Here is a 10,633-nt window from a genome sequence, read left to right as displayed (position 1 = left end):
GGCTGCCGTTCGCCGCGTTGCCGCTGGTGGGACGCCTTCTCGATAGGGTTCCCCTGTGTCCCCCTCCCCCCGTCGCGAGAGCATCGCGTTCACCCTCACGGTGAGCGTGCTCGTGGGCGTGGGTGCCGTCGCGATGCTGGTGCTGCTCGCGTTCTCCGGGGCGCCCTCGATCACCCTGCTGGCCACCGTGCTGGCCGCGATCCCCGTCGTCCCGCTGGTGCTCTGCTACCTCTGGCTGGACCGCTACGAGCCCGAGCCCAAGCGGCTGCTGGCCCTCGGGCTGGCCGGGGGTGCCTTCGTCGCGACCGTCTCGGCGATCCTGATCGGCGGCATCGGGGGCCTGGTGGTGCCCGTCACCGAGACCCAGTCGCTCGCCGTCGTCGCGCCCGTCACCGAGGAAGCCACCAAGGGCCTGTTCCTCCTGCTGCTCCTGTGGTGGCGCCGCCACGAGCTCGACGGCCTGCTCGACGGCATCGTCTACGCCGGCATGGTGGGCATCGGCTTCGCGTTCACCGAGAACATCCTCTACCTCGCGGCCGCCTACAACGGCAGCGACGGGCTCGGCCCCGGCGGCGTCGCCGGCATCACCGCCACGTTCGTGCTGCGCTGCCTGATGAGCCCGTTCGCGCACCCGCTGTTCACCACCTTCATCGGCCTCGGCGTGGGCATCGCGGTGGCCTCGCGCAGCAGCGCCGTGCGCTGGCTGGCGCCGGTGGCCGGCTACGTGCTGGCCGTGCTGGCCCACGGTCTCTGGAACGGCTCGACGGTCTTCGGCGCGGGCGGCTTCTTCGGCGTCTACGTGGTCCTGATGGTGCCCGCCTTCGTGGCGCTGGTGGCGCTGGCCGTGTGGGCCCGGCGCTCCGAGGCGCGGGTGCTCGGCGCCGCCCTGGGCGACGCCGCCTCCCGTGGGTTGCTGCCGGCCACCGACATCGGCTGGGTCGTCGACCTGCGCGCCCGCCGCACCGCACGCACCTACGCCCGGCAGCGCGGTGGCGAGCAGGGCCTGACCGCCATGCGCGAGTACCAGCAGGCCGTCGTCGAGCTCGGGTTCCTGCACCACCGGCTGCTGCGCGGCACCGCCCCCGCCGACTGGCAGGCGCGCGGCCAGGAGCACGTGGCCCGCATCGCAGCCGTGCGTCCCTGGATCGCCTTCCCCGGACAGGTGGTGCCCGTTCGATGAGCGACCCCGACACCAACCGGATGCTCACCGCGCTCGTGCGGCTGCGCGGCGCGCTGCAGCAGGTGGCGCTGCCCCTGGAGATGCCCGGCGCCGCCGAGCAGCGCGAGGCCCAGCGCGAGATGGTCGACCAGCTCGAGGACTACCTGCTGCCGCGGCTGATGACGCTCGAGGCGCCGCTGCTCGCCGTCGTCGGCGGCTCCACCGGAGCCGGCAAGTCCACGTTGGTCAACGCTCTCGTGGGCACCGTCGTCACCACCCCCGGCGTGCTGCGGCCCACCACCCGCTCCCCGGTGCTCGTGCACCACCCCGACGACGCCTCCTGGTTCGGCCAGGACCGCCTGCTGCCCGACCTGGCGCGGGTCACGCACTCCACGAACGACCCCGACGCCCTGCAGCTCGTGGCCTCGGAGAGCGTGCCGCGCGGGCTCGCGGTGCTCGACGCGCCCGACGTCGACTCGGTCGAGGAGCGCAACCGCCAGCTGGCCGCCCAGCTGCTGGCCGCCGCCGACCTGTGGATCTTCGTCACCTCCGCCGCCCGTTACGCCGACCAGGTGCCGTGGGGCTTCCTCAAGCAGGCCGCCGAGCGCTCCACCGCCGTGGCCGTGGTGCTCGACCGCACCCCCACCGAGGCCGTCGAGACCGTCGCCTCGCACCTGGCCCGGATGCTCGCCAGCCGCGGCCTGAAGGACTCACCGCTGTTCACCGTCACCGAGGGCACGATCGGCGAGGACGGGCTGTTGCCCGCCTCGCACGTCGCGGAGATCCGCGGGTGGCTGGAGTCGCTCGCCGCCGACACCGAGGCCCGCGCCCTCGTGGTGCGCCAGACCCTCGACGGCGCCGTCCGGTCGCTGAGCCGCCGCACCCACGCCGTCGCCGACGCCTCGGCCGAGCAGGTCGCGGCCGCCGAGCGCCTGCGCACCGACGCCGACCGCGCCTACGAGGAAGCCCTGCAGCAGCTCACCGCCGCCACGGCCGACGGCACCCTGCTGCGCGGCGAGGTGCTCGCGCGCTGGCAGGAGTTCGTGGGCACCGGCGAGCTGCTGCGCTCGCTCGAGGACAGGGTGGGCCGCATCCGCGACCGGCTGGTCAACGCCGTCAAGGGCAAGCCCCAGCAGGCCGAGCGGGTCACGGTCGCCGTCGAGTCGGGCCTGGAGTCGCTGATCCTCGAGCACGCCGAGGCCGCCGCCGAGCGGGCCGAGGCCTCCTGGCGACAGCTGGCCGCCGGGCAGAACCTGCTCGCGCAGGCACCCGAGGACCTCGGCCGGGCCTCGCGCGACCTGCGCCGTCGCGCCGAGCGCGCGGTGCGCGACTGGCAGGGCGACGTGCTCGAGATGGTGCGCGTCGAGGGTGCCGACAAGCGGGGGACTGCGCGGTTCCTGGCGTTCGGCGTCAACGGTCTCTCGGTCACGCTCATGGTCGTCGTCTTCGCCCACACGGCGGGCGTCACGGGCACCGAGGCCGGCATCGCCGGCGGGTCCGCCGTGCTCGGGCAGAAGCTGCTCGAGGCCGTCTTCGGCGACCAGGCCGTGCGCACGCTGGCCGAGCGCGCCCGCCGCGCCCTCGAGGAGCGTGTCCGCGCGCTCCTGGAGGAGGAGCGCCGGCGCTACGCCGTCCTGGTCGACGGGCTCGGTCTGCGTCCGGGCGTGGCCGAGCAGGTCCGCGAGGCCTCCCGGCGCGTGGACGACGTACGCTTCGCCGCCCGTGCGGGCGGCACCACCGGCGCCGGACCCGCCGGACCCGCCGGCACCGCGGGGCACGCCGGGCACGACCGAACGGCGGGCTCCGCCGTCCCATCGACCACCCGGGGAGGAGACGCGTGAGCGGAGTGCTCGAGAGCGCTCGCAAGCTGCTGACGCGCAACAGCGCCGAGATCGGCGCGCGCGTGGAGGGCCTGCACACGGCCGCGGAGATCGCCGAGGGGCGGCTGCCCGCCGAGGCGGTCGACGACGCCCGCGCGGTGGCCGAGAAGGCCGCGGCGCGGCTGCGGCTCTCGGCCGAGCACACCGTGGTCGCCATCGCCGGCGCCACCGGCTCGGGCAAGTCCTCCACCTACAACGCGCTCACCGGGCTCGAGCTCTCCTCGGTGGGCGTGCGGCGACCCACCACCTCCTGGGCCACCGCCTGCGTGTGGGGCAGCGAGGGCGCCGACGAGCTGCTGGAGTGGCTCGGCATCCCCGCGCGTCACCAGACCACCCGCGACTCGATGCTCGACGGTCGCGACGGCGCCCGCGACCGCGACCTCGACGGCGTCGTCCTGCTCGACCTGCCCGACCACGACTCCACCGAGGTCTCCCACCACCTCGAGGTCGACCGGCTCGTCGAGCTGGCCGACCTGCTGGTGTGGGTCCTCGACCCCCAGAAGTACGCCGACGCCGCCATCCACGACCGCTACCTGGCGCCGCTGGCGACCCACGGCGACGTGATGGCCGTGGTGCTCAACCACATCGACACCGTGCCGGCCGAGCGCCGCGAGTCGATGGTCGACGACGTGCGCCGGCTGCTCGCCGCCGACGGGCTCCCGCAGGTGCCGGTCTTCGCCATCAGCGCCCGGCACGGCATCGGCGTCGACGAGCTGCGCGGCTTCATCGCCCAGCGGGTGGCGGCCAAGAAGCAGACGCGGTTGCGGCTCGAGGCCGACCTGCGCGCGGCCGCCGGACGGCTCGAGGAGGTCGGGGGCGCCGGTGCTCCCCGCACCTTGGAGAAGAAGAAGGTCTCGGGCCTGGAGGACGCACTGGCCGAGGCGGCGGGCGTGCCCACGGTGGTGTCCGCCGTGGAGTCCTCCGTGAGGCTGCGCGCCGGTCGTGCCACCGGCTGGCCGATCGTCTCCTGGGTGGGCCGCCTCAAGCCCGACCCGCTCAAGCGCCTGCACCTGGACCTCGGGTCCGCCGGCAAGCAGCTGGCGGGCACCGCGCGCACGTCGGTGCCGAGCACGACGCCGGTGCAGCGGGCGCGCGTCGACAGCGAGGTGCGGGCGCTGGCCGACGACGCCTCGCGCGGGCTGGGCAAGCCCTGGGTCGAGGCCGTCCGCCGCGCCTCCACCTCGCGGCTGCCCGACCTCGGCGACCGGCTCGACGCCGTCCTCGGCGCGGCCGACCTCGGCGTGGACCGGCTGCCCGGCTGGGTCCGGTTCGTGCGGCTCGTGCAGTGGCTGCTCATCACCGCGGCGCTGCTGGGTGGTGCCTGGCTCGTCGCCCTCGGCGTCGTCGCCTGGTTGCAGCTGCCCGAGCTGCCCACCCCGCAGGTCGGCCCGGTGGCACTGCCCACCCTGCTGCTGCTCGCCGGGGTGCTGCTCGGGGTGCTGCTGGCCCTGGTCTGCCGCGCGCTCGTGGCGGCCACCGCCCGCTCGCGCGCTGCCGCGGTCGACTCCCAGCTGCGCCGTGCGGTGCACGACGTGGCCGAGGAGCTCGTGGTGCAGCCCGTGTCGGTGGAGCTGCAGGCCTACACCACGCACCGCGAGGCGCTGCAGCGGGCGCTGGGCTCCACCCGCCGCTCCTGACCCGCGGCCGGTCCGGCCCACGAGTCGTCCACAGGAGCCGCTCGCGGGGCTCGTCCTCCACAGGTGCCGGGTCGCTGCTCGTCGTCGTCCGGGGAGCCGGTGCAGCCCGGGCTCCTCCCGGGGGCGAGGGACGCCCCCGGCCGTGACGCAGGAGGTCCAGATGGCCCACGACACCATGATCACCGTCCAGGGGTACGTCGGCAGCGACGTGCGACTCGTGCAGGCAGGCGGGCACCCGGTGGCCAACCTCCGGGTCGCCACCACGCCGCGCCGCCGGGTGCGCAGCACCGGCGAGTGGGTCGACGGCGAGACCCAGTGGTTCGACGTCAGCGCGTGGCGCGGCCTGGCCGAGCACGTCGCCGAGTCGGTGCACCGGGGCGACCCCGTGCTCGTGCACGGGCGTCTCTCGGTGCGGCGCTTCACGCGTCAGGACGGCACCGAGGGCATCGCTCAGGAGATCGAGGCCCTCGTGCTCGGCCACGACCTCACGTGGGGCGTCAGCCGATTCACCAAGGCGGTGCGCCCCCAGGCGGCACCTGCCGCCTGAGGGGCGCCGCCGGGACGCGTCAGGGCCTCTAGGCACGCCAGACCGGGTCGACGGCCAGGTCCAGCACCTGCTCCGGTGCCAGCGGGGGAGTCGGGGCCGAGGGCTCCTCGTAGCCCGGCTTCTCGCCCGAGGAGTCCGCCACGTAGAGGTAGACCGAGGCTCCGTCGTCGGCCACCAGCACGGTGCTGTGGTAGGTCGTGCCCCGCTCCCGGTCGGTGCTCAGGCGTCCGGTCAGCTCACCGTCCGGGGAGGAGACCTCCGTGCAGGTCACGACGGCCGCGGCGCCCGGACGCTCGCGGGGGCACCGGGCGTCCCGCAGGACCGGGCGGCCACGCTCGTCGCCGAGGCTCGGTGCTCGCAGCAGCAGCTGGAAGGCGCCGGACCCCGCGGGGCCGGTCAGCACGCCGCTGAGCGCACCGTCCGCCGTCTGCGGGCCCGCACCGTCGCCGTTGTCGAAGGTGGTCAGCGCGCTGGTCACCCGCACGTCGTCGGGCAGCAGCGTGCGCAGCGTGCGCAGCATCTGGGGGGAGGGGGTGTCCCACCAGCCGGCGGGCGCCGGCGCCTCGGTGGGCTCGAGGGGCGGGGGCGTCTGCTCCACGCCCTGGCCGGCGGGGCCGACGGGGCGGTCGCTGCCGCCCGACAGCGCGACCGCGAGCCCGCCCACCAGGGTCACCGAGGCGGCCACGGCCAGTGCCAGTCCGGCGCGACGGCGGGTGAGGGCCCGGCGTCCGTCGGCGACGGCGGTGGCCACCAGGGCGGCGGAGCCGCCCGGGGCTCGCAGGTCGGCGAGGGTGTCGTGCAGGTGACTGTGCAGCGGCTCGTGCAGCTCCGCGTCCAGCTCGTCGTGCTCGAGGTCGAGGTCGTGGGTCATCGGTTGCTCCGGGAGGTCTGGTTCGGGGTGTGGCGAGGGGTGTCGCCGGGGATCTCGTCGAGGGGTTCGGTGAGGAGGCCGCGCAGTGCGCGCAGGGCACGCAGGCTCCGGTTCTTCACCGCCGCCTGGCTCAGCCCGAGGTGGGTGGCGGTCTGGGCGACGCTCTGGTCCTCCCAGAAGCGGAGCACCACCACGGCCTGGTCCAGGGGAGCCAGCTCGGCCAGGGCGGCGGCGAGGGCCAGACGCTCGGCCGGGTCCGTGTCCGGTGGTCGTCGGGTGTCGCCCGGGTGCCAAGGCTCGGGAGGCTCGGCGAAGGTCAGGTCGCGGCTGCTGCGCCGTCGTCGCTCGGAGAGGAAGGTCTTGGTCAGGATGCCGTGCACGTAGGCCACGGGGTCCTCGGCGGCCCGGACGCGGCCCCAGGCCACGTAGACCTTGGTGAGCGTGGTCTGCAGGAGGTCCTCGGCGGAAGGCTCGGAGGTGGTGAGCAGGTAGGCGCTGCGGTAGAGCCGGTCGGCTCGCGCGGCCACGAACTCGGTGAAGTCTGCGTCGGGGGTCGAGCCTCCTGTCGGGCCTCCCATCGGGCGCTCCTCACGGGTCGGGGGACGTGGTCGGGTGCGGGTGGTCACACCCCTCAGACGCGCTCACCCCCGCCTGGGGTCTCACGCCGGTTTGCCCGTAGGCTCGCCGACCATGGCGGAGTATGTGTTCACCCTGCGCAACGTGCGCAAGGCCCACGGCGACAAGGTCGTCCTCGACAACGTGACCCTCTCGTTCCTGCACGGGGCGAAGATCGGCGTCGTCGGGCCCAACGGCACGGGCAAGTCGACCCTGTTCAAGATCATGGCCGGCCTCGAGCAGGCCAACAACGGCGACGCGATCCGCGACCCCGAGGCCACGGTCGGCATGCTTCAGCAGGAGCCCCCGCTCACCGAGGGCAAGACGGTGCTCGAGAACGTCGAGGAGGCCGTCGGCGACCTCAAGGCGAAGATGAAACGCCTCGAGGACGCCTACATGGAGATGGGCGACCCCGACGCCGACCAGGACGCCCTCATGAAGGAGACCGGCGACCTGCAGACCGAGCTCGACGACGCGAACGCCTGGGACGTCGACAGCCGCCTCGAGCAGGCCATGGACGCGCTGCGCTGCCCGCCGTCCGACGTCGTCGTCGACCACCTCTCCGGTGGTGAGCGTCGCCGCGTCGCGCTGTGCAAGCTGCTGCTGCAGCAGCCGGACCTGCTGCTGCTCGACGAGCCCACCAACCACCTCGACGCCGAGTCGGTGCAGTGGCTCGAGGGCCACCTGGCCAGCTACCCGGGCGCCGTCCTGGCGATCACCCACGACCGGTACTTCCTCGACAACGTCGCGCAGTGGATCCTCGAGCTCGACCGCGGCAAGACCCACCCCTACGAGGGCAACTACTCCACCTACCTGGAGACCAAGAAGGACCGGCTCAAGATCGAGGGGCAGAAGGACGCCAAGCGCGCCAAGATGCTCGAGAAGGAGCTGGAGTGGGTCCGCTCCAACGCCAAGGCGCGCCAGACCAAGTCCAAGTCGCGCCTCGCGCGCTACGAGGAGATGGCGGCCGAGGCCGACCGGATGCGCAAGATCGACACCTCCGAGATCAACATCCCGGCCGGTCCGCGCCTGGGTGACATCGTCCTCGAGGCCGACCACCTGACCAAGGGCTTCGAGGGCCGCACGCTCATCGACGACCTCTCGTTCTCGCTGCCCCGTGCCGGCATCGTCGGCGTCATCGGCCCCAACGGCGTCGGCAAGACCACGCTGTTCCGGATGATCACCGGCTCCGAGCAGCCCGACGACGGCACGCTCACCGTCGGCCAGACCGTCAAGCTCAGCTACGTCGACCAGAGCCGCGGCGGCATCGACCCGAACAAGAACGTCTGGGAGGTCGTCTCCGACGGCCTGGACTTCATCAAGGTCGCGAACTTCGAGATGAACTCGCGCGCCTACGTGGCCTCCTTCGGCTTCAAGGGCCCCGACCAGCAGAAGAAGGCCGGCGTGCTCTCCGGTGGTGAGCGCAACCGCCTCAACCTGGCGCTGACGCTGAAGATGGGCGGCAACCTGCTGCTGCTCGACGAGCCCACCAACGACCTGGACGTCGAGACGCTGAGCTCGCTCGAGGACGCGCTGCTCGACTTCCCCGGTTGCGCCGTGGTCACCTCGCACGACCGGTGGTTCCTCGACCGCATCGCCACCCACATCCTGGCCTGGGAGGGCACCGAGGAGCACCCGGACCGCTGGTTCTGGTTCGAGGGCAACTTCGCCTCCTACGAGGAGAACAAGATCGAGCGCCTCGGCATCGACGCTGCGCGCCCGCACCGGGTGACGCACCGACGCCTCACCCGCGACTGACCCGCGCCTGACTCCGACAGCTCGACCATCCCCTCGAGCGCCCGAGGGGGCCTGGCGCTCGCCCCACCAGCACCTCGCGTCACACCGGGGGACCAATCACGGAACCGGGGGGCCAGTATTCCGGCCCCCCGGTTCCGTGATCCCACGTGGACGTGGGATCACCCCCCCGCCCCGTGGTGACGACACCCCCCGGGGCATGCGGGACGGGTCGGCCCCGCGCGCGGTCAGCCCCGCTCGCCGCGGTCGCGGATCTCCATCTCTGGGTGCCCGGAGATCAGGTGGTCGGCCACGAGGTCGAAGACCCGGCCCGCGGCGGTGAAGTCGGCGGGGTCGGCGAGGTCGACCAGGTAGGCGCGCACACCGGCGACGTGGTCGTGGGCGGCCCGCTCCAGCAGCGCGCGCCCGCGCGGGGTCAGCTCGGCCACGATGCCGCGCTTGTCGTCGTCGAGCCGGGAGCGCGCCACCAGGCCCGCCTTCTCCATCCGGTCGATCGTGTGGGTGACCCGGCTGCGACTGTGGGCGAGGGCGTCGGCGAGCGCGGCCATCCGCAGCCGCCCGTCGCGCTCGGAGAGGCGCACGAGGATCTCGTACTCGACCAGCGAGATGCCGTGCAGCTCGCGGAGGTCGCCGTCGAGGCGGTCGATGAGCAGGGTGTGGCCCATCACCAGCGCCCGCCACGCCCGCTGCTGGTCGACGTCGAGCCAGCGCGTCGACTCCTCGTCGAGATCGCTGCTCTCAGATCCTGCGGCGGCACTCACCCGCGCAGTCTAGGTTCGCGGATCCGCGCAGCGGCCCAGGACGCACCGGTGCCCCGCCGCGGATCGCGACGGGGCACCGGTGGATGTCAGGCCGGGGAGAGGACGTGGATCAGGACATCCGCTCGAGGATGAGCGCCATGCCCTGGCCGCCGCCGACGCACATGGTGATCAGGCCGGTGGACTTGTCGTGGAAGTCCAGGCTGTTGAGCATCGTGTTCTGCAGGCGGGCGCCGGTCATGCCGAAGGGGTGGCCCACCGCGATGGCGCCACCGTTGACGTTGAGGCGGTCCAGGTCGATGCCGAGGTCCTGGTAGGAGGGCACCACCTGGGCGGCGAACGCCTCGTTGATCTCGACCAGGTCGATGTCGCCGATGCTCATGTTGGCGTGGGCCAGCGCGCGCTTGGTGGCCTCGACGGGACCCAGACCCATGATCTCGGGGGAGAGGCCGCTGACGCCGGTGGAGACGATGCGGGCCAGCGGGGTGAGGCCGAGCTCGGCGGCACGGGTGTCGCTCATGATGACGACGGCGGCGGCGCCGTCGTTGAGCGGGCAGCAGTTGCCGGCGTTGACGACGCCGTCCTCGCGGAAGACGGGCTTGAGCTGCGAGACCGCCTCGTAGGTGACGCCGGCGCGCGGGCCGTCGTCGGTGCTGGCGACGGAGCCGTCGGGCAGGGTCACCGGGGTGATCTCGCGCTCCCAGAACCCCGCGTTGATGGCCTTCTCGGCCAGGTTCTGCGAGCGCACGCCGAACTCGTCGAGCTCCTGGCGCGAGAGGCCGCGCGAGGTGGCGAGGTTCTCGGCGGTCTGGCCCATCGCGATGTACACGTCGGGCAGCAGGCCGTCCTGGCGCGGGTCGTGCCAGGTCTCGTTGCTCGCCGCGGTGGCCTCGGTGCGGGCCTTGGCGTCGTCGAAGAGGTGGTTGTGGGTGTCGGGCCAGTGGTCGCTGGTGCCCTTGGCGAAGCGCGAGACCATCTCGACGCCCGCGGAGATGAAGGCGTGCCCCTCACCGGCCTTGATGGCGTGGAAGGCCATCCGGGTGCTCTGCACCGAGGAGGCGCAGTAGCGGGTGACCGTGGTGCCGGGGATGGAGTCGTAGCCTGCCAGCACGCTGACGACGCGACCCATGTTGTTGCCGGACTCGCCGCCCGGCAGACCGCAGCCGAGGATCAGGTCGTCGATGGTGTTCGGGTCGAGCGCGGGCACCTTGTCGAGCGCCGCCTGCACGATGGTGGCGGTCAGGTCGTCGGGGCGCAGGTCCTTCAGCGACCCCTTGTTGGCACGGCCGATGGGGGAGCGGGCGGCGGAGACGATCACGGCCTCGGGCATGCAGGGACTCCGATCTGAGGGGCGCGCGGCCTCGGTGCCGGCGCGGTGCTCGTCACACTAGAACAGAGCGGGGATCGCGTC

Annotated in this window: 9 protein-coding genes; 5 read left to right on the top strand and 4 right to left on the bottom strand. The window is 73.4% G+C overall.

The window, feature by feature from the left end:
- The first annotated feature begins 55 nt into the window (after positions 1–55).
- The 4 genes from ABD948_RS08295 to ABD948_RS08280 all read left to right on the top strand — a co-directional run bounded on the left by ABD948_RS08295 (position 56) and on the right by ABD948_RS08280 (position 5,223).
- Positions 56–1,180 (top strand): PrsW family intramembrane metalloprotease, encoded by a 1,125-nt coding sequence (locus ABD948_RS08295; protein ID WP_345264628.1) that lies wholly within the window; start codon positions 56–58, stop codon positions 1,178–1,180.
- Entirely contained in the window at positions 1,177–3,000 is a 1,824-nt protein-coding gene (locus ABD948_RS08290) for a dynamin family protein (protein WP_345264626.1), read from the top strand. Before ABD948_RS08295 ends, ABD948_RS08290 begins: the two co-directional genes overlap by 4 nt.
- Positions 2,997–4,676, top strand: coding sequence for a GTPase (locus ABD948_RS08285; RefSeq protein ID WP_345264624.1), 1,680 nt, complete (start codon positions 2,997–2,999; stop codon positions 4,674–4,676). Before ABD948_RS08290 ends, ABD948_RS08285 begins: the two co-directional genes overlap by 4 nt.
- Before the next feature lie 160 nt (positions 4,677–4,836).
- A complete protein-coding gene (locus ABD948_RS08280) occupies positions 4,837–5,223 on the top strand; it encodes a single-stranded DNA-binding protein (RefSeq protein WP_345264622.1) in 387 nt (128 codons plus the stop codon).
- 28 nt (positions 5,224–5,251) lie between these two features.
- Here the strand turns inward: ABD948_RS08280 and ABD948_RS08275 are convergent, their stop codons facing one another.
- The gene (locus ABD948_RS08275) at positions 5,252–6,094 is read right to left on the bottom strand and encodes a serine/threonine-protein kinase (RefSeq protein ID WP_345264620.1); all 843 of its coding nucleotides are present in this window, start codon (positions 6,092–6,094) and stop codon (positions 5,252–5,254) included.
- Entirely contained in the window at positions 6,091–6,672 is a 582-nt protein-coding gene (locus ABD948_RS08270; protein ID WP_345264618.1) for a SigE family RNA polymerase sigma factor, read from the bottom strand. Before ABD948_RS08270 ends, ABD948_RS08275 begins: the two co-directional genes overlap by 4 nt.
- Positions 6,673–6,784: 112 nt before the next feature.
- Here ABD948_RS08270 and ettA point away from each other — a divergent pair, with 112 nt between their 5' ends.
- Entirely contained in the window at positions 6,785–8,467 is a 1,683-nt protein-coding gene (gene ettA / locus ABD948_RS08265; protein ID WP_345264615.1) for an energy-dependent translational throttle protein EttA, read from the top strand.
- 224 nt (positions 8,468–8,691) lie between these two features.
- Here ettA and ABD948_RS08260 read toward each other — a convergent pair whose 3' ends face one another.
- On the bottom strand, positions 8,692–9,225 hold the full coding sequence (locus ABD948_RS08260; protein ID WP_345264613.1) for a MarR family winged helix-turn-helix transcriptional regulator: 534 nt from the start codon (positions 9,223–9,225) through the stop codon (positions 8,692–8,694).
- Between the two features lie 109 nt (positions 9,226–9,334).
- A complete protein-coding gene (locus ABD948_RS08255) occupies positions 9,335–10,552 on the bottom strand; it encodes an acetyl-CoA C-acetyltransferase (protein ID WP_345264611.1) in 1,218 nt (405 codons plus the stop codon).
- Positions 10,553–10,633 lie beyond the last annotated feature (81 nt).

The sequence above is a fragment of the Nocardioides nanhaiensis genome (assembly GCF_039542785.1).
Lineage (GTDB): Bacteria > Actinomycetota > Actinomycetes > Propionibacteriales > Nocardioidaceae > Nocardioides > Nocardioides nanhaiensis.
This window is presented reverse-complemented; position numbering and strand designations above follow the sequence as displayed.